At 71.6% G+C, this 18,276-nt stretch carries 19 protein-coding genes; 6 read left to right on the forward strand and 13 right to left on the reverse strand.

The features are described from left to right. Positions 1 to 96: 96 nt before the first annotated feature. Both AB0C03_RS29885 and AB0C03_RS29890 read right to left on the reverse strand, forming a co-directional pair. Entirely contained in the window at positions 97 to 1,740 is a 1,644-nt protein-coding gene (locus AB0C03_RS29885; RefSeq protein WP_030331672.1) for a sodium/solute symporter, read from the reverse strand. Beyond that, positions 1,741 to 2,154 (reverse strand): DUF485 domain-containing protein, encoded by a 414-nt coding sequence (locus tag AB0C03_RS29890; RefSeq protein ID WP_245233621.1) that lies wholly within the window; start codon positions 2,152 to 2,154, stop codon positions 1,741 to 1,743. A gap of 203 nt (positions 2,155 to 2,357) precedes the next feature. Here AB0C03_RS29890 and AB0C03_RS29895 point away from each other — a divergent pair, with 203 nt between their 5' ends. Further along, complete coding sequence (locus AB0C03_RS29895; RefSeq protein ID WP_210865580.1) at positions 2,358 to 2,909, forward strand: Uma2 family endonuclease; 552 nt, start codon at positions 2,358 to 2,360, stop codon at positions 2,907 to 2,909. A 37-nt stretch (positions 2,910 to 2,946) separates the two neighbouring features. Here AB0C03_RS29895 and AB0C03_RS29900 read toward each other — a convergent pair whose 3' ends face one another. The 5 genes from AB0C03_RS29900 to AB0C03_RS29920 form a co-directional block, all read right to left on the reverse strand. After that, a complete protein-coding gene (locus AB0C03_RS29900; RefSeq protein ID WP_210865579.1) occupies positions 2,947 to 3,609 on the reverse strand; it encodes a DUF5701 family protein in 663 nt (220 codons plus the stop codon). Between the two features lie 65 nt (positions 3,610 to 3,674). Beyond that, the gene (locus AB0C03_RS29905; protein WP_030331664.1) at positions 3,675 to 4,436 is read right to left on the reverse strand and encodes a LytR/AlgR family response regulator transcription factor; all 762 of its coding nucleotides are present in this window, start codon (positions 4,434 to 4,436) and stop codon (positions 3,675 to 3,677) included. A gap of 23 nt (positions 4,437 to 4,459) precedes the next feature. Continuing rightward, positions 4,460 to 5,686, reverse strand: coding sequence for a sensor histidine kinase (locus AB0C03_RS29910; RefSeq protein WP_210865578.1), 1,227 nt, complete (start codon positions 5,684 to 5,686; stop codon positions 4,460 to 4,462). A gap of 39 nt (positions 5,687 to 5,725) precedes the next feature. Then, complete coding sequence (locus AB0C03_RS29915) at positions 5,726 to 7,297, reverse strand: sugar transferase (RefSeq protein WP_030331660.1); 1,572 nt, start codon at positions 7,295 to 7,297, stop codon at positions 5,726 to 5,728. Between the two features lie 263 nt (positions 7,298 to 7,560). Further along, the gene (locus AB0C03_RS29920; RefSeq protein ID WP_030331658.1) at positions 7,561 to 8,421 is read right to left on the reverse strand and encodes an Fpg/Nei family DNA glycosylase; all 861 of its coding nucleotides are present in this window, start codon (positions 8,419 to 8,421) and stop codon (positions 7,561 to 7,563) included. 24 nt (positions 8,422 to 8,445) lie between these two features. Here AB0C03_RS29920 and AB0C03_RS29925 point away from each other — a divergent pair, with 24 nt between their 5' ends. Continuing rightward, positions 8,446 to 9,753, forward strand: a complete 1,308-nt coding sequence (locus AB0C03_RS29925; protein WP_357640473.1) for a glycosyltransferase — start codon at positions 8,446 to 8,448, stop codon at positions 9,751 to 9,753. 148 nt (positions 9,754 to 9,901) lie between these two features. Here AB0C03_RS29925 and AB0C03_RS29930 read toward each other — a convergent pair whose 3' ends face one another. The 5 genes from AB0C03_RS29930 to AB0C03_RS29950 all read right to left on the reverse strand — a co-directional run bounded on the left by AB0C03_RS29930 (position 9,902) and on the right by AB0C03_RS29950 (position 13,679). Continuing rightward, positions 9,902 to 10,624, reverse strand: a complete 723-nt coding sequence (locus AB0C03_RS29930; protein WP_030331654.1) for a CDP-alcohol phosphatidyltransferase family protein — start codon at positions 10,622 to 10,624, stop codon at positions 9,902 to 9,904. Then, on the reverse strand, positions 10,599 to 11,666 hold the full coding sequence (locus tag AB0C03_RS29935) for an iron-containing alcohol dehydrogenase family protein (protein ID WP_030331652.1): 1,068 nt from the start codon (positions 11,664 to 11,666) through the stop codon (positions 10,599 to 10,601). The genes AB0C03_RS29930 and AB0C03_RS29935 overlap by 26 nt, the downstream gene beginning before the upstream one ends. Beyond that, complete coding sequence (locus AB0C03_RS29940) at positions 11,654 to 12,385, reverse strand: phosphocholine cytidylyltransferase family protein (protein ID WP_030331650.1); 732 nt, start codon at positions 12,383 to 12,385, stop codon at positions 11,654 to 11,656. The genes AB0C03_RS29935 and AB0C03_RS29940 overlap by 13 nt, the downstream gene beginning before the upstream one ends. Before the next feature lie 77 nt (positions 12,386 to 12,462). Beyond that, positions 12,463 to 13,230 carry a hypothetical protein gene (locus AB0C03_RS29945; RefSeq protein ID WP_357640479.1) on the reverse strand — a complete coding sequence of 256 codons (768 nt, stop codon included), beginning with the start codon at positions 13,228 to 13,230 and terminating at the stop codon, positions 12,463 to 12,465. Then, positions 13,227 to 13,679 carry an NUDIX hydrolase gene (locus AB0C03_RS29950; RefSeq protein WP_030331646.1) on the reverse strand — a complete coding sequence of 151 codons (453 nt, stop codon included), beginning with the start codon at positions 13,677 to 13,679 and terminating at the stop codon, positions 13,227 to 13,229. The genes AB0C03_RS29945 and AB0C03_RS29950 overlap by 4 nt, the downstream gene beginning before the upstream one ends. A gap of 109 nt (positions 13,680 to 13,788) precedes the next feature. Between AB0C03_RS29950 and AB0C03_RS29955 the strand changes: the two genes are divergently transcribed. The 4 genes from AB0C03_RS29955 (at position 13,789) to corA (ending at position 17,399) form a co-directional block, all read left to right on the forward strand. Beyond that, positions 13,789 to 14,181 (forward strand): CBS domain-containing protein, encoded by a 393-nt coding sequence (locus AB0C03_RS29955; protein ID WP_030331644.1) that lies wholly within the window; start codon positions 13,789 to 13,791, stop codon positions 14,179 to 14,181. A gap of 84 nt (positions 14,182 to 14,265) precedes the next feature. Next, complete coding sequence (locus AB0C03_RS29960) at positions 14,266 to 14,724, forward strand: ester cyclase (protein WP_210865575.1); 459 nt, start codon at positions 14,266 to 14,268, stop codon at positions 14,722 to 14,724. Positions 14,725 to 14,830: 106 nt separating this feature from the next. Beyond that, the gene (locus AB0C03_RS29965) at positions 14,831 to 15,925 is read left to right on the forward strand and encodes an aminotransferase-like domain-containing protein (protein ID WP_030331641.1); all 1,095 of its coding nucleotides are present in this window, start codon (positions 14,831 to 14,833) and stop codon (positions 15,923 to 15,925) included. Positions 15,926 to 16,250: 325 nt separating this feature from the next. Next, positions 16,251 to 17,399, forward strand: a complete 1,149-nt coding sequence (gene corA, locus AB0C03_RS29970) for a magnesium/cobalt transporter CorA (RefSeq protein WP_357640482.1) — start codon at positions 16,251 to 16,253, stop codon at positions 17,397 to 17,399. 67 nt (positions 17,400 to 17,466) lie between these two features. Here the strand turns inward: corA and AB0C03_RS29975 are convergent, their stop codons facing one another. Continuing rightward, positions 17,467 to 18,246: a hypothetical protein gene (locus tag AB0C03_RS29975; protein ID WP_030331637.1), complete on the reverse strand. Its 780-nt coding sequence runs from the start codon at positions 18,244 to 18,246 to the stop codon at positions 17,467 to 17,469. Positions 18,247 to 18,276 lie beyond the last annotated feature (30 nt).

The following is an 18,276-nucleotide window of genomic DNA, read 5'->3' on the forward strand; positions in this document are numbered from 1 at the left end:
GGACCACATCGCGATCTTGCGTTTCCTGTCCCGACACAAGGCACATAACCACCTTTATCAACAACCGGAAGTGCAAGATCGGCGCGGTCCTGGCGCTTACTGCATCCGGAGGGCTTCCGGGGTGTGCAGGCGGAGCATGGTGGCGGCGATGTCGGCCGGGGCCCGCCTGCGGGTCGCCATCGACACGGCGACCATCACGGTGAAGGCCAGTGGCACCGTCCAGGCGGCCGGCTGCGCGATCAGCGTGGCCGGCCAACCGGACAGCGGCGGGCCGAGGACGGTGACCAGCACCGCGCCGATCGCCGCGCCGCCGCCGACCACCACACCCGCGGCGGCGCCCACGTCGGTCAGCCCGCGCCACCAGATGCCGAGCACCAGCAGCGGGCAGAAGCTCGACGCGGCGACCGCGAAGGCCAGCCCGACGACCTGCGACACGTCCAGCCCGGAGACGTGCAGTGCCAGCACCGCCGGCACACCACCGGCGATGACGGTGGCGAGCCGGAAACCGCGTACCGAGCCCCGACCGAGCACGTCCGTCGAGATCACCCCGGCGACGCTGGTCAGCAGCCCGGACGAGGTGGAGAGGAACGCCGCGAACGCGCCCGCGGCGACCAGCGCGGCGAGCAGCCGCCCGACCAGCCCGTCACCCAGGGCCGCGCCGGGTAGCAGCACCACCACCGCGTCGGTCTGGCCGCTGAGCAGCAGTTGCGGGGTGTAGATCCGGCCGAGGACCCCGTACAGGGTGGGCAGCAGGTAGAAGACGCCGACCAGGGCCAGCACGACCAGGGTGGTCCGGCGGGCCGCCGCGCCGTCCGGGTTGGTGTAGAAGCGCACCAGCACGTGCGGCAGGCCCATGGTGCCCAGGAAGGTGGCCAGGATCAGCGAGTACGTGGCGAACAGGCCCCGGTCGTCGGCACCGGCGGCGCTGGGCAGCAACCAGTCGTTGGCGTCGGTGGCCGCCCCGGACACCGCCGGCACCGGGTCACCAGCGGCGAAGGTCAGCTCGTCGCCGGGGCGTACCTCCCGGATGTCGCCGTCGGGCAGGGTGAGGGTCGCCCGGTGCTCGACCACGACGGTGGTCGCGGCCCGGAACGTCGGCCCGTCGGGTGGGGTCACCGCCGGCCGGCCGTCGGCCTGCCACTGGAGCGCCAGGAAGATCACCGGTACGGCGAGTGCGGTCAGCTTGAGCCAGTACTGGAACGCCTGCACGAAGGTGATCGCGCGCATCCCGCCCAGCGCCACGTTCGCGGTGACCACGGCGGCCACCAGCAGGGCTCCGAGGGGGTACGGGGAGCCGGCCACCGTGGCCAGGGTCAGCCCGGCGCCCTGGAGCTGCGGCACCAGGTACAGCCAACCGATGAAGATCACGAAGGCGGTGGCCAGGATGCGGAGTCGACGTGAGCCCAGCCGCAGCTCGCAGAAGTCGGGCAGGGTGAACGCGCCGGAGCGGCGCAGCGGCGCGGCCACGAACAGCAGCAGAGCCAGATAGCCGGCGGCGAACCCGACCGGGTACCAGAGCACGTCCACGCCGTACTTGAGGACCAGCCCGGCGATGCCCAGGAAGCTCGCCGCCGACAGGTACTCCCCGCCGATGGCAGCGGCGTTCCACGTCGGACTGATCGCCCGGGACGCCACCAGGAAGTCGGACGTGGTCCGGGCCAATCGCAGCCCGTAGAAGCCGATCCCGACGGTGACCAGGGTGACCGCGACGATGGCCGGGACCACGAAGTCGTTGCCCACTCAGCGCTCCGGCCGTTGCACCAGGTCGGTGAAGTCCTGCTCGTTGCGTTCGGCCAGCCGCACGTACGCCCAGCCCACGGCGATCAGGAACGGGAAGGAGGCCACCCCGAGCAGCAGCCAGGGCAGGTTGACGCCGGCCACGGTGGTCCGGCCGAGCGAGGGCGCGATCGCGAACAGCCAGGGCAGCCCGCCCAACCCGATGGCCACCACCAGGGACAGCCGCAGCGCCAACGCGAGTTGGGCCCGGACCAGGCCGCGGACCAGCGCCTCGCCGACCTGGGTCTGCTGGGCCAGCTCGGTGCGGGTCCGCTCGGCGCGGGTGTCCTGCCGGGTGATCTCGGCCAGCACGATCCGGGACCGCCGGGGCGGCGGCACCGCAGCGCCTGACCCCACGTCCGGGAGTTGCTTGGCCACCCCGGCAGTCTCGCCGGCCGTACGCGATTGTCAAGCAGTGCGGTGTGCACATCGGTAAGTGGCGTTGTGCATAACCTGTGGAGAACCGCTCACGCCTGTGGATAACTCGGGGATCACCCCGGCTGGCGTGTGGGAACTCCCGAGGCTCGTTGTGGACAACCGACTGAGCTGTCAGGGTGGTCCGGTAGAGAGGAGGTGTGACGGTGACCAACCCTGCCCGGCCCGGCTGGGGCGACGCCTGGACGGTGGACGACCTCCAGAGCCTCCCCGAGGACGACCAGGTCTACGAGATCTTCGACGGGAGCCTGCTCGTGTCCCCCCATGCGGACGTCTTCCATGGCGCGGTCGCCAACCGCCTCCGCCGTGCCCTCGACCGGCAGGCCCCCGCCGGTGTGCTCGTCGGTCAGGACATCGGGGTCAGCGCGAAACGCTCGTCGTACTTCGTGCCTGATCTCTTCGTCGCCACGGAGAGCGCACTGGACAGCGGCGGCGCCGCGCTCGACCCGGCCGACGTGCTCCTCGTCGTCGAGGTGATCTCGCCAAGTAACGCCGGCCGCGACCTGGTCCTCAAACGTCACGAGTACGCGGCCGTCGGCATTCCGCTCTACTGGTTGGTGGAGCCCCGCAAGCAGACCCTGACCGTGCTGGTGAACGGCGCGGGCGGCTACCGCGAGCAGGTCGTTCTGCCGGTCGGCGAGGTCTACCGCGCCGACCGGCCGTTCCCTCTCGCCCTGCCGCTGGCCGACATCTTCTGACCCGTCACCGGGAGCCGCCCGCCCGCCCCGTCGACGGTCAGTCCAGGCCGATGCGCTCCGGCCGGGCCGAGGCGGAGCCGAGCCAGGTGTGCGGGTTGCCGTACCAGCACCAGCCCAGCTTGGGCGCGCCCTGGCTGATCCAGAGCGCCGGCACCCGCTTGTCGCCGCAGCGGGAGCCGACCAGCGAGAAGCACCTGTTGCTCGCCAACGCGGCCGGGTGCAGCGTGATGAAGGCGAGCCCCTCGTCGATGCTCAGCGGCAGTCGACCCTGGGCGGTGATCCCCTCCATGGCCGTGGCAGGTGCCAGGTTGCGGAACTCCTCGCCCCGGTCGACGTCGAAGAGCAGGTACGCCGGCCCGGCCGGCACCTCCAACTCCTTGATCGGGTCGAAGCGGGGCAGGTCGTCCTCGGCGTAGTTGCGGTCGACGACGCCAGGCTTGCGCTTGCCGGCCACTGTGGTCAGCGCCACCCGTTCCGGCACCCCGATCAGATCCCGGGTGATGACCAGCACGAACGGCACCCGGGCGTCGGTGGGGGCGGGCAGCCCGGCGGTGCCCTCGACCGCCCTGGCCCGCAGTGGCGCGACCAGGTCGCGGAAGGCGTTCTCGGTCAGCCCGGCGAGGGCGGGATAGCCGATTTGCACCAGTCGGTCGAGTTGGTTGTCGAACTCGGATTCGGCGTTGAACGGGGTCTCGGTCACGCAGGCCTCCCGGAAGTCGTACGACCTATCGTACAACGTACGGCACGCCGCTTCTCATTCCCGGCTCAGCGACTCCAGTCCTGTTTCGCAGCCCTGACCAGCTTGTCCTTCAACTCCCTGGTGTGCCGCCGGCTCACCGGCAGCTCGGTGGAGTCGATCACCACCACGTAGCCGGAGTTGACCAGCCGCAACTCCGCGATCAACTTCAACTGCACCAGGTACGACCGGTGCACCCGAACAAAACCGGCATCCGCCCAGCGCTCCGCGAGCGTGGCCAGTGAGACCCGCACCAGGTGCGACCCCTCCGCGGTGTGCAAGCGGGCGTAGTCGCCCTGCGCCTCCACCCACCGCACCGCCGAGCGGGGCAGCATCCGGGTGGTGCCGGCCAACTCGATGGGGATGGTCGGGTCCTCCTCCGCTCGGGCCAACGCCGCCGGATGCGACGGCACCACCCGCGAGCCGATCACCCGGCGCAACGACTCGGCCAGCCGATCGGCGCGAACCGGTTTCCGCACGTAGTCGGTGGCGCCCAGATCGAAGGCGTCCACAGCGCCGTCGTCGTACGCGGTGACGAACACGATCGCCGGTGGGCGGGCGAAGCGGCGCAGCACCCGGGCCAGTTCCATGCCGTCCAGGCCGGGCATCCGGATGTCCAGGAAGACCACGTCCACGTCGGCGTCGCGCAACAACCGCAACGCCTCGGTGGCGTCGGAGGCCGTGTGCAGCCGGGCCACCCGGGGATCGGCCCGCAGGTGGTACGCCAACTCGTCGAGCGCGGGCGGTTCGTCGTCGACGGCGAGGACGCGCAGGAAACCGGACGCGTTCACCACACCCGTCCCGGCTCGCTCGCTCACGAGCCGGCCCGCACGCCGGGGTGGAACTTCGGCACCCGCATGCTCACCTTCGTACCCGAACCCAGCCCGGTCTCCACGACCAGACCGAACCGGTCACCGAAGACCGAGCGCAACCGCTCGTCGACGTTGGAGAGGCCGACGTGCTGGCTCGTGTCGTCACCCGGGTCGCCGATGCCGCGAGCCAGCTCGGCGATGCCGGCGGTCAGCGTGGTCGGATCCATTCCCACTCCGTCGTCCTCCACCGTGATGTGACATTCGGCCCCCGCGTCCCGGGCCTCGATGCTCACCATGCCCGTGCCCGGCTTACGGGACAACCCGTGGCGAACGGCGTTCTCCACCAACGGTTGGAGGCAGAGGAACGGCAGCGTCACCGGCAGCACCTCCGGGGCGATCTGCAACCGCACCTGCAACCGGTCGCCGAACCGGGCCCGCTCGATGGTCAGGTACCGGTCGATCGACCGCAGCTCCTCGGCCAGCGTGGTGAACTCCCCGTGCGCTCGGAACGAGTACCTGGTGAACTCCGCGAACTCCAGGATCAGCTCCCGGGCCCGCTCCGGGTCGGTGCGCACGAACGAGCCGATCGCGGTCAGCGCGTTGTAGATGAAGTGCGGGCTGATCTGCGCCCGCAACGCCCGGATCTCGGCGCGGGCCAGCCGCTCCCGCGACGAGTCCAACTCGGCCAGGGCGAGCTGGTTGCCGGCCCAGTGCGCCGTCTCCAGGGTGGCCTGCACCAACCCCGGAGGCGGTGGGCTGTCCGCGACCGCCACGAGCGCGCCCACCACCCGGCCGTCCGCCCCCAGCAACGGTGCGACCACCGCCCCCCGGATCGGGCAGTCGACCCGGTCGCAGTGCAGATCCTGCTCACCCAGCACCGTCGAACGGCCGGTGTCCACCGTCCGCCGGGCCGCCGCGAGCAGTTGCTCCCCGTGGTGCGTGCCGCGCCCGTCGAGAGCCAGCAACCGGTCGGCGTCGGTGAGTGCCAGACCGGCCGCGCCCACCAGAGCCCGCAGATGACGTACGGCCTTCGTCGCGCCCGCCTCGCTCAGCCCCGCGCGCAGTGGCTCGGCGGCCAGACCGGCGGTGTGCAGCACCTCGTAGGTGGCCCGCTGGGTGGCGGTGGCGATGCCCCGGCGGGCCCGCAGCCGCAGCACCGCCAACAGGGCCGCGGTCAGCGCGGTGACGAGCGAGACGACGCCGACCACGGCGGAGAGGTTGGCAGCCACGCAGCGATCCTCGCCCCTGCGGGCCGGCGCGCCAAGCCTCTAGTACGCGCCCTTGCGGGCGAGCACCACCCCGACCGTGCGCCACAGGATGCTCAGGTCGTACGCGAGCGACCAGTTGTCGACGTAGTAGAGGTCCAGTCGGACCGACTCGTCCCAGGACAGATCGGAGCGGCCGGAGACCTGCCACAGCCCGGTCATGCCGGGGCGGACCAGCAGGCGGCGGCGCACGTCACCCAGGAAGTCGCCGTCGTCGGCGGGCAGCGGGCGGGGCCCGACCAGCGACATCTCGCCCCAGAGCACGTTGATCAGCTGGGGCAGCTCGTCCAGCGAGGTGGCCCGCAGGAAGCGGCCCACCGGGAAGACCCGTGGGTCCTCCTTCATCTTGAACAGCATGCCGTCGGTGTCGTTCCGGTCGACCAGGCTGGCCAGCCGCTCCTCGGCGTTGACGTACATGGTCCGGAACTTCCACACCCGGAACGTGCGCCCCTCGTGCCCCACCCGAGGCTGCCGGAAGAAGACCGGCCCGGGGTCGGAGATCCGGATCGCCACGCCGATGGCCAGGAAGAGCGGGATCAGCAGCAGCAGACCGAGGCCGGCGGCGACCCGGTCCAGCAGGTTCTTGGCCAGCAGCGCCGGCCCGGAAAGGGTCGGCTCCTCGACGTGCAGCAGCGGCAGACCCTCGATCGGCCGGATGTGCACCCGGGGGCCGGCGATGTCGGTGAGCTGCGGGGCGACCACCAGGTCGACACCGGAACCCTCCAGTTGCCAGGCCAGCCGCCGCAGCTCACCCGGCTCGGCGCTGGCCGACCCGCAGACGGCGATGGTGTCCCCGCCGACCTCACGGACCAGGGCCAGCACGTCTCGGCCGGAGTAGACCGGCACCGGGGTCGGCATCCCCCGGGCCGCCGCGTACCCGTTGGTGATGTGGATGGCGACGGGCATCAGCCCGGCGGACGGGCTGCGGGTGACCGCCGCGTAGACCTCCAGGCACTCCGGCAGGGTGCCGACCAGCACCATCCGGTGCGCGGCCTGGCCGGCCTGCCGGCGGATGTAGTGCAGGGCCCAGCGGGCCACGAACCGGCCCCAGAGGATCAGCAGCGCCGCACCGACCAGCGCGGTGCCCACGGTGAACCGGGAGAGCTGGGTCACTGTGGCGAAGGCGAGGAAGGAGACGCTCGCGGCCACCGTCACCGACGCCCGGATGACCCGCTTGTACTCGTCGGGCCCGAGCCCCAGATAGCGCCGGTCGTACGCCCGGTTGCCCCAGAGGATGACGACCCAGCCGAGCGGGAGTAAAAGGTAGGAGATGGTGTGGAACCAGGTCGGGTCCTGCTTGGTGCCGGAGAACCCGGAGGCGGCCTGGTCGAAGAGCTGGATGGCGATCCAGCTGGCGAACGCGGCCGCGCCGAAGTCGAGCAGCACCAGGATCGCCGTGTAGGGGCGGTGCCAACGGGAGACACGACGTCGCGCTCTGGCCCACGCCGACCGGGGTACACCGTTGTGCGTAGTCGGCGTCGGCGGCTGGATCTCGAAGCTGTCGACGTGCCGCACGAGTCTGCTCCGGCCTTCGTTGGATACCGGGCGCTGGAGGCTTGCCGTCACCTCACCCATGTCCTCCCGCATGACACGGGCCGCTCACTCGGCGTGAAGGCCCGGGTCGCCCACCGTCCCAGTCTCCCACGCGAGCCCGACCGGTTGCCGCCCCGAAGGAGATTGGCGACCGATGGTTACGGTGGGATCTGGCCGGCTCCACACCATTTCAGAAGCCGGGGACCGGGCCACTATACCGATGGATACCCGAACGGCGGGACCGGCGGACCGGAGCTTCGGCACAGTGAGGGCGATTCCACTCGGTGATCACCGAGTGTAATTACTCACCGTACGAGACGGGACAACCGACGGTCAGCGAGCGGCTTCCCGCCGGTCTGGCAGGTCGGGCAGTACTGGAGGCTGGAGTCGGCGAACGACACCTCGCGCACGGTGTCCCCGCACACCGGGCAGGGCAGACCGGTCCGCGCGTGCACCTTCAGACCCGAGCGCTTCTCGCCCTTGAGTTCGGCGGCCCGCTGACCGAGGGACCGCTCGACCGCGTCACCGAGGACCTGCCGGGTGGCGGCGTGCAACGTGGCGAGCTGGGCGTCGGTGAGCCGATCGGTGATCGCGAACGGCGACAGCTTCGCCGCGTGCAGGATCTCGTCGGAGTACGCGTTGCCCACGCCGGACAGCACCGACTGGTCGGTCAGCACCCCCTTGACCTGCCCCCGCCGGCTCCGCAACCGCTCGGTGAAGGTGGGCAGGTCCGCGGCGAGCGCGTCCGGGCCCAGCTTGGCCACCCCGGGGACCGCCGCGAGGTCGGTGACCAGATATGCGGCCAGCTTCTTCTGGGTGCCCGCCTCGGTGAGGTCGAAGCCGGAACCGTCGTCGAGGCGTACCCGCACCGCGATCGGGCCCTTGCCCGGCCGTAGTGGGGTGGTGGCGGGGAACGCCTCCCGGTAGTGCAGCCAGCCGGCCCGCGCCAGATGCACCACCAGGTGCAGGCCACCCTCGAAGAGGACATCGAGGAACTTTCCGTGCCGACTGGCGTCGACCACCGCCCGGCCGGCGACCTCGGTCGGCGCCGGCTCGTACGTCTTCAGGGCACTGATCGCGGCGATCTCCAGCCGATCGACACGCCGCCCCACCGCGCGCTGTCGCAGGTAACCCGCGAGCGCCTCAACCTCCGGTAGCTCGGGCACGACCCAACGGTAGCCTTCTTTCCCGTGAGAATCGTGGTGGCGCACAACCGGTACCGGGAAGCCCAGCCCTCCGGTGAGAACACGATCGTCGACTCGGAGATCGCTCAGCTCACCGCCGCTGGCGTCGAGGTGCTGCCCTTCATCCGCAGTTCGGACGAGATCCCGTCGATGTCGAAGGCGGCCAAGGCGCTGCTGCCGATCTCGCCGATCTGGGCTCCGCGCGCCCAGCACGACCTGAGCCGCCTGCTCACCGAGCACCGGCCCGACGTTCTGCACCTGCACAACCCGTACCCCCTGCTCTCGCCCTGGGTGGTGCGGACCGCGCACCGACACGGCGTGCCGGTGGTGCAGACGGTGCACAACTACCGGCAGGTCTGCTCCTCGGGGATCTACTTCCGCGACGGGGTGATCTGCCAGGACTGCAAGGGTCGGGCGTTGGGGGTGCCGGCGATCAAGCACCGCTGCTACCGCGACTCGGCGGTGCAGAGCGCGCTGATGGCGACCACCCTGGCCGTGCACCGGGGCACCTGGCGCTCGGTGGACCGGTACATCGCGCTCACCTCGGCGATCGCCGACCACCTGCGCGACTACGGCATCCCGGACGAACGCATCGTGGTGAAGCCGAACTCCGTACCCGACCCGGGTCGGCCGGCGCCGCTCGGTGACGGGTTCCTCTACATGGCCCGGCTCTCCCCGGAGAAGGGCGTCGACCTGCTGCTGGACGCCTGGCGTCGGCACCCGGTGGGCTCGCTGGGCACGCTGCGGGTGGCCGGCGACGGCGAGTTGCGCCACCTGGTGGAGGCAGCCGCCGCCGAGCGGCCCGACGTGGTCTACCTCGGTCAGCTCGACCGGGCCGGCGTGCGGGCCGCGGTCGAGGCGAGCGCTGTGGTGATCGCCGCCGCGATGTGGCACGACGTGCTGCCCACCGTGATCATCGAGGCGTTGGCGAGCGGCCGGCCGGTGCTCGGTACGGCGTTGGGCGGCATTCCGTACCTGGTCGGGGCCGACGCCCCGCACGAGCCCGCCGGCACCGGCCCGGCCGCCGTCGCCTCAACGGTCGCCTCACCTGTCGCGTCCGAGGTCGCCTCGCCGATCGCCCCCGGGGTCGGGCGGTCGGCGATGCCGGCCGGTATCGCTCAGGGCGAGGCCGGTTGGGTGGTCGCGCCGGAGCCAGCCGCGCTCGCAGCCGCCCTGCCGGTCGCCCGAGCCGGTGCGCCCGGACTGGCCTCGGCCGCCCGCGCCCGCTACGAGCGCACCTTCCACCCCGACGTCGTCACCAAGCGGCTCATCGACATCTACGCGGGCCTGTCCCGTGCCCCCCACCACGTCTGAACCCGCGCCGCTCGCCGCCCCGCCGCCGGCTTGAGGCAGCAACTTCAGGGTTGTTGCGGTGTGCCGGCGGCTGGAGGCAGCAACATCAGGGACGTTGTGTGGATCTTGGAGCGGGGCGGGGCGGATGCCCGGCCGGGGGGCGGGGCGGTCAGCGTAGCGAGGCGCGGGCGGAGAAGGCGATGCTGGCCAGCAGGAAACCGCCGTTGACGATGGTGAAGGCGATCATCACCCAGAGGGCCAGCGCGGGGGCCACCGCGAGCACCAGGGCGGCCACGAAGATCACCGCGCCGTAGTCGCGGACCAGCTTCACCAGGCGCACCGGCAGCGAGGTCGAGGTGACCATGCTGGCCGCGTTCGGCCCGGCCTGCATCACCGACGTGACCAGGTTGACCATCCAGGTGCCGGCGAAGGCCGCCACCAGCCAGGTCGGCGTGGACGGCTGCTGCGCCACGGCGGTGGCGGCCAGGGCGGCCACCAGGGCGATCTGCGCGGCCACGTCGCAGAGCACGTCGACCCGGGCGCCGGCCGCGCTGCCCTGGCCGGTCACCCGGGCCAGCTGCCCGTCCGCGCAGTCCAGTGAGTACGCCACCTGCCAGCCGATCAGGGCGAGCAGACCAACCAGCCAGGCCGGTACGTCCCCGGCGGCGACCGGGCCGGCGAGCGCCACCACGGTGACCGAGGTGGCCAGCCCGAGCACCAGGTTGGTGATGGTCAACGCTGTCGGTCGCAGGCCGAGCCGCTGGGCTACCAGCGCGAAGACGGCCCCCAGCCACTGGCTGATCGACTCGCTGAACAGGCCGCCACCCCGGTTGACCCGGTGGAAGTCGGCGATGGTGGGACGGGGGTCAGCCAAGCTGGTCGCGGATTGCACCGGCGTAGTCTGCCAGCCGTTCCCGGGTCTCGGTAGGCGACAGTGCCAGGTGTTCGAGGATGGTGTACCGGTCCGGGCGGGTACGCGGCGCGAACTGCACCGCCTCGATGAACTGGTCGTCGGTGAGCGCCACCTCGGCGGGGAGCCGGGGCAGACCGTGTCGGGCCAGGCAGGCAGACATCTCGCCGAAGCGGCGGAGGTCTCCGCGCAGCCAGGTGCAGAACAGCGCGCCCAGCCCGGCCAGCTCGCCGTGCGAGGCGGTGCCGGGAAAGAGCGAGTCGACAGCGTGCATGATCTCGTGGCAGCCGCCGCTGCACGGGCGGCTGGTGCCGTCGACAGCCATCGCCAGGCCGCTGGAGATCAACGCCTCGGCGAGGACGATCACGAAGGCGTCGTCGCTCATGTCGCCCGGGTGGTTGAGCACCGCTTCGGCGCCCGCCCGCGAGAGCGAGGCGGCCAGCCCGTCGACCGGCTCACCGCGTACCTGCCGGGACAGCTCCCAGTCGGCCAGCGCGCTGATGTTGCTGATCACGTCGCCGATGCCGGCCCGGTTGTGCCGGTCCGGGCCGCTGTCCACGAAGTCCAGGTCGACGATCACCCCGATCGGGATGTGCACGCCGTAGGAGCCCTTGATCCCGTCGGTGATCAGGCTGGCCACCGGGGAGGCGATCCCGTCGTTGGCGAGGCTGGTCGCCACCGACACCATCGGCAGCCCGCGACGGGTGGCCGCGTACTTGGCCACGTCGATGGTCTTGCCGCCGCCGATGCCGACGACCGCGTCGTACGACCGGGCGCGGAGTTTGCCGCCCAGGTCGTCGGCGGCGTCCAAGGTCCCGCCGGAGACGGTGAAGACGTCCGCCGAGCGCAGCGACGGTCGGATCAGCTCCGCGATCTGGGCACCCTGACCCGGACCGACCACCACCGCGACGTCGCCCCCGGAGGAGATCCGCCCGTCGGCCAGGATCGCGCCCAGGTCGGCGACCGCCCCGCGCCGCACGTCGATGTGCAGCGGGGTGAGGACGCTACGAGCTAGTAGCGGCACGCGATCTCCCGCGCGCGGGCCAGGTCGGCGTGGTTGTCGACCTCGACCCACGGGACGTCACCGATCGGCGCCGCCCGCACCTCCCCGCCCCGGTCGGAGAACTCCTGGTAACCGTCCTCGTAGTAGAGGTTCGGGTCCCGTCGCCAGGTGGCCTCCAGCGCGTCGGCGAGGGCGTCGGCGACCTGCGGCTCGATCAGCGTCGCGCCGATGTACTCCCCGTACGCCTCGCCCGGATCCATGATCTTGGTGATCCGGGTGAGCTGGCCGGCGGCGTCGAAGGTGGTCTTCATCTCCTCCTCGGCCAGCGGCTTGAGGGTGTCCACGGCGAGCAGGATGCCCGGACCACGCTCGGCGAGCAGGGTCTTCTCCACGCTCACCGGGTGCACGGTGTCCCCGTTGACCAGCAGCACCCCGCGCGCGAAGTACTCCCGGGCCAGCCAGAGCGAGTAGGCGTTGTTCCACTCCTCGGCCTTGTCGTTGTGCACCAGGGTGAGCGTGACCCCGTACCGCTTCTCCAGGTCGGCCTGCCGGTCGCGGACCGCGTCCGCCGCGTAGCCGACGACGATCACGATGTCGGTGAGCCCGACCTCGGCGAGGTTGCCCAGCGCGATGTCCAGGATCGTCGTCTCGCCGTCCACCGGCACCAACGCCTTGGGCAGGGTGTCGGTGTACGGGCGCAGCCGTCGTCCCGCGCCGGCCGCGAGCACCATTCCGATCATCGCGACATCCTCCCTCGTCCTGCTCCGGTCACCGCTGGAGGATAGCCCCGGCCGGGTGCGTCGCTCCGGCCAACCGGTCAGCCGGGCAACGCCGCCAGGTCGGCGAGCATGGTCAGCCGCTCCTCCGCGCCGAGCGTGGCGTACGGGCCGGCGGCCCGCCGGTCGGTCTCCAGTTCGATGGCGAGCCGTTCAGGGCCGGGCGGCAGGGCGGCGATGCTCGACGCGGTGTGCCCGGCGGCGGCCCAGGCGGCGGCGTGCGCGTCGGCCCGGTGGTGTCGCAGCGCGCCGAGCCGGTTGAGCAGCAGTACGCCCGACGGGGTGCCGTCCGGTTCGTACGGGGGCGCCAGCGCGGCGAAGGCCGACCCGCCCCGGTCCTCTTCCTCGTCGGCCAGCACCAGGGCGTACGACAGCAGCCGGCCGAGCACGGCGACCAGTCGGGCCACCCGGTCGTCGTGACCGGCCCACAGCTCCTCGGTGACCTCGGCGTGCACCTGGTAGAGCTCGGTGAGGAAGGCGGCGCCGCGTTCGGTGGCGGAGAGGGTGCCGTCCGGGCTGCGGTAGATCATCCCGTGGGCCACCTGCTTGTCCACGGCTCGCCGGCAGACGACCGGGTCGTGGTAGCGGGTGATCACCGCGAACCCGGGCCCGTCGACGGTGCCACCGGGTGCGGCCAGTCGGGTGCGCAGGTCGACCAGGAAGCCGGTCGCCGTGACCCCGCCGTAGCGCTGGGACAGTTCGGCGCCACCACCGTCCCGGCCGGCCAGCATGCCGGCGCGGAAGGTCCGGTCCACCGCCGGTGCGAGCAGCCCGGCGATCCGGTGGGGCGCCAGCGCGACGGTGTTCACAGACCGATCGACCGGAGGACGGCGAAGCCCTCCTCGGCGATCCGCCGGATCAGCCCGTCGTTGACGTCGCGGTGCTCGTCGAGCACTGTCAGCTCGTGCTCGGCCAGCCAGCGGTACTCGGTGTGCTTACCGGCTTCCAACCTCGGGCGGTCGAGGTCACCGTCGACGCGGACCAGAAAGTCGTGTTCGGTCCGGGCCAGGCCGTCGTCGCCGACGTAGCTGTACTCGCCCACCTGGCCCAGGACGTGCGAGAGGACCCAACCGGTCTCCTCGGTGATCTCCCGGCGGAGCGCCTCGTCGATGTCCTCGCCCGGCTCCAGGTGGCCGCCGACGATGTCCCAGCAGTTGGGGAACAGGCGTCGGTGTGGTGAGCGGCGCTGGAAGAAGATGCGGCCGTCATGGTCGACGATCAGCGCGCCGGCGCAGCGCAGGGGCTCGGTGGACACCATCCGACAGTAGCCAGCGTCCGCAGCTTGTGCGATGCCGCTCTTGTCCCGGAAACATCCACCGACCACCATGTCTGTACCGAATGCCACCGTCCCAAAGGAGTGATGCGTGATGCAGGTACGGGATGCGATGTCCAGCCAGGTCCTCGTCGTCGGTCCGGAGCACACGCTCCGCCAGGCGGCCCGGATGATGTCGGCCCGTGGTGTCGGGTCGGCGGTCGTGATCGACCCGGATTCCGAGGGCGTGGGGATCATGACCGAACGCGACGTGTTGAAGGCCATCGGCGCCGGCCTGGACTGCGACGTGGAACGCACCGGTGCCCATCTGACCTGGGACGTTGTCTACGCGGGGCCGGAGTGGACAGTGGCCGAGGCCGCCGCCGCGATGGCCCGGGGCGGATTCCGGCACCTGGTGGTGCTGGACGGCCGGGAGGTCGCCGGCGTGATCTCGGTGCGGGACATCATGCGGGTCTGGTCGGAGAACCAGGCGGTCGCCACGACCTGACCGGGGGTGGTGTGCCGGGCCGGATCGATGGGTAGACATCCCCGTGCGGGCGCGGAAATGCCGTGGCCCGCGGGGGAGGTCCCGATGCGCGACGCGGAACGGCTGGTCGAGCAGCAGTACGCGATGCTTCTGCGTCGGGACGTGGCCCGGTTGCCGGATCTCTACGCACCGGAGGCGTTCTACGCCATGCCCGGCGTGACGGTCCGTCCGATCGAGCTGCCCGCGCTGCTGCGCACCTGGACCGGCGCTTTCGGAGATCTGCGGGTCGACCCGATGGGTTCGGTCCGCACCGGCGGGGGCGCGGCGGTCGAGCTGCGGCTGACCGGCACCCACACCGGCACCCTGCATTCCCCGTACGGCACCGTCGCTCCCACCGGCCGGGTGGTGAGCTGGGAGGTGGCCGACGTGGTCCGGGCCCGCAAGGGCCGGATCACCGCCTGGCGTTCCTACTTCGACTGGAGTCAGCTTCTCGACGCGCTCGGCGTGCAGCTGGGGGGACTTTCCCGGGCCGCGCAGCACGACGCGCTCGCCCTTCCGGTCTGATCTGCCGCCGACCGGTCCAGCGGGGTCACCCGACCCGGTGGCTCAGGATGCGGACATCGCCGTGCCGACCGCGCGTTCCCCGTCGCCGCCCGTACGCTCAACATCCATGACCGCCGAGCAGTTGATCTCCTTTGCCCGTGGGGCTCCCTCGCTGGACATCGTCGATGTCGAGGGGCTCAAGGCCGCCGCCGTCCGCGCCTTCGACGCCGACCCCGCGGGGGTGACGGCGTACGGCACCTCCGTCGGGTACCTCCCGCTGCGGAAGTGGATCGCCGAGAAGCACGGGGTCGAGGCCGACCAGGTGCTGGTCACCAACGGGTCTCTCCAGGCCGACGCGTTCCTCTTCGACCACCTGGTCCGCCCCGGCGACGCGGTGGTGGTGGAGCGCCCGACGTACGACCGGACGCTGCTCAACCTCCAGCGGATGGGCAGCGAGCTGCACGGCATCTCGGTCCAGCCGGATGGTCTGGACACTGCCGAGCTGCGCAAGCTGCTGGAGTCCGGGGTCCGGCCCCGGCTCGCGCACGTCATCCCGAACTACCAGAACCCGGCCGGCATGACGCTGTCGCTGGAGAAGCGCCGGGAGCTGCTCGACCTGGCCGCCGAGTACGAGTTCACGATCTTCGAGGACGACCCGTACGCGGACATCCGCTTCCGTGGTGAGGCGCTGCCGTCGATGCTCTCGCTGGACACCCGCAACGTGGTGGTGCACGCGTCGAGCTTCACCAAGACGGTCTGCCCGGGTGTGCGGGTGGGTTACCTGGTCGGCCCGGCCGACCTGATCGCCGCCATCGCGAAGAACGCGACGAGCCTCTACATCTCCCCCGGGATGGTGTCCCAGGCGATCGTGCACCAGTTCTGCGTCTCCGGTGACATCGACCGCTCGATCGAGACGGTCCGGGCGGCGCTCGGCGAACGGGCCCAGGTGCTCGCCGAGTCGTTGCGCCGGCACCTGCCGCAGGCGCGGTTCGTGGAGCCCGACGGTGGCTACTTCCTGTGGGTGGAGTTCCCGCAGGACGTGTCTGTCGACCGGCTCGCCCCGGCGGCGGCCGAGCGCGGCGTCGCCGTGGTCAAGGGCAGCGACTTCATGGTGGACGGCGGGCGGCACGCGCTCCGGCTGGCCTTCTCGGCGGTGACCGCCGACCGGATCGACGAGGGCGTCCGGCGGCTCGCGGAGGCCGTCGAGGCCGTCCGGGACTGACATTATCTGTCGGGTTCCCGACAGAACGACGGTGCCGGCCGTCCCGGGGCTCCCCTCCGGGCGGCCGGCTGGCCCACAATGCTGCGAGCGTCACCCCGTCAGCTGCGGACATCACCGCCCGGTCCCCGGGCCGGCCCCGCCCGGGTGGACGCGGCAGCACAACCTCCCGCCCCCACAGGTGCCGGGCGGGCCGTGTCGTCCCCCGCACACCCCCCGATGCGGCCCGGCCCGCCCGGCGCCGCCCCCCACGCGACCGCCGTCACACCGGTCCTCGACGCCGGTCGGCGTAGCCTGCAAGCCGCAGCTGAGCGCGGGAGGTGACGCGATGACGGATCGGACAGAGCGGGACCGGACGGCACCGTCGGCCACCGGTCGGGTGCTGCGACCCCGGGCGTGGCCCTCCCCGGTGCGGGCGATGACCCGCATCCTCAACGCCGACGGCTCGCCGCCCGTCCCGGCACCGACCGGCCCCGGCCGCAGCGCGGTGGTCGACTGCGCGCTCTACGTCGACGGCAAACGGCAGCCCGGCGACTGGACGTACGCGGACGCGCTGGCCGCGGCCCGCCGCGAGGAGCACGGCTTCGTCTGGATCGGTCTGCACCAGCCGGAGCTGGCCGAGATGACCGCCATCGCGGAGACGTACGGCCTGCACGAGCTGGCGGTCGAGGACGCGGTCAAGGCCGAGCAGCGCCCCAAGCTGGAGCGGTTCGGCGACGTCGTCTTCCTGGTGCTGCGTACCGCCCGGTACTGCGAGCACACCGAGCTGACCGAGAACTCCGAGGTGGTGGAGACCGGGCAGGTGATGCTCTTCATCGGCCCGAACTTCGTGATCAGCGTCCGGCACGGGGACGCCTGCCGACTCGCCCCGATCCGCGCCGACCTGGAGACCAAGCAGGAGTTGCTGCTGCACGGCCCGTGGGCGGTGGCGTACGGGGTGACCGACCGGGTGGTCGACCTCTACCTGGAGGTGGCCGACCAGATCGAGGACGACCTGGACGTGCTGGAGGCGGAGGTCTTCGACCGGCACGGCCACGGCCGGATCCAGCGGATCTACCAGATGAAGCGGGAGCTGGTGGAGTTCAAGCGGGCGGTGGTGCCGCTGCAACGGCCGCTGATGACGCTGACCTCGCAGGTCAACCGGGACGTGCCCAAGGAGATCCGCAAGTACTTCCGGGACGTGCAGGACCACCTCAGCCGCACCGTGGAACAGGTGAACTCCTACGACGACCTGCTGAACTCGATCCTCCAGGCGCGGCTGGCCCAGGTCACCGTCGACCAGAACAACGACATGCGCAAGATCGCCGCCTGGGCAGGCATCGCCGCGGTGTGGACCGCCATCGCCGGCATCTACGGGATGAACTTCGACAACATGCCCGAGCTGAGGATGACGTACGGCTATCCCGTCGTCCTGGCCCTCATGCTCGGCGTCTCGCTGGCCCTCTACCGTTGGTTCCGCCGCAACGGCTGGCTCTGACCGTGACGCGGAAGCGCCGACGAGCGGGGGGACCCACTCGTCGGCGCTTCACGCGCTGTCGCTGACCTCAGCGGCGGCCGTTGGTGCGGGCAGTGTCCTTGCCCAGCGCCTTGGTGAGGTCGTCGGTCGGCCGGCCGGAGACGTCAGTGGCGCCCTCGGCGACCGACGGGACCTTGTCGGTCGGGCGGACACCGGTCTGCTTGGCCGGGGCGGTGGTGCTGGCGCTGGAACCGCCGGCCACCGCCGAGCTGCCCGCGCCGGTCATCCCCGCCGCGCCGGAGATGGCGGAACCGTCCGACCCCTTGGCGGCGGACGGCGTACGGACCTCGATCGAGTCGACCTCGTCGCGCATCGGCTCCAGGGTGCTGCGGGTCGGGTCGTACTCGGCCCACTCCTGCTGCTCCCGGCGGCGGCGCAACGCGACCGCGCCGGCCAGGCCGGCGATGGCACCCGCCGCCAACAGGCCGGTCATCATCGAGCCGCGACGACGCGGCTGCTTCTTCTTACCGGTGATCCGCATGGTCTTCGACTTGGCCTTCCTGGTCAGCGGCCCTGCCTGAGCGGCGCCGTCACGAGCTGCCGCCGCCAGCGGTGCCAGCGTGGTGAGAGTCGTGCCCCAGCCGGTCGCCGCGCGGTCGCGTACCTTCACCGCGGTCGGCCCGACGTAGCCCCGGGCCACCTGGACCCGCGGGCCGACGGTCGCGCCGGCGCCCTTCGCGGCGTGGTTGGCTGCCTGCATCAGGTGGCTGATGCTCTGGTTCAGCTCGGCCTTCGCCAACTGCGCCTGGGACTGCCGCCGCCCGAATCCAAACACGGTCCTACCTCCTGGGAGTTGTTCCTTCGTCATCCTCCACCTTCGGATGCCTCCGCGATGCCA

Source organism: Micromonospora parva (assembly GCF_040649675.1).
In the GTDB taxonomy this organism is placed as follows: Bacteria; Actinomycetota; Actinomycetes; order Mycobacteriales; family Micromonosporaceae; genus Micromonospora; species Micromonospora parva.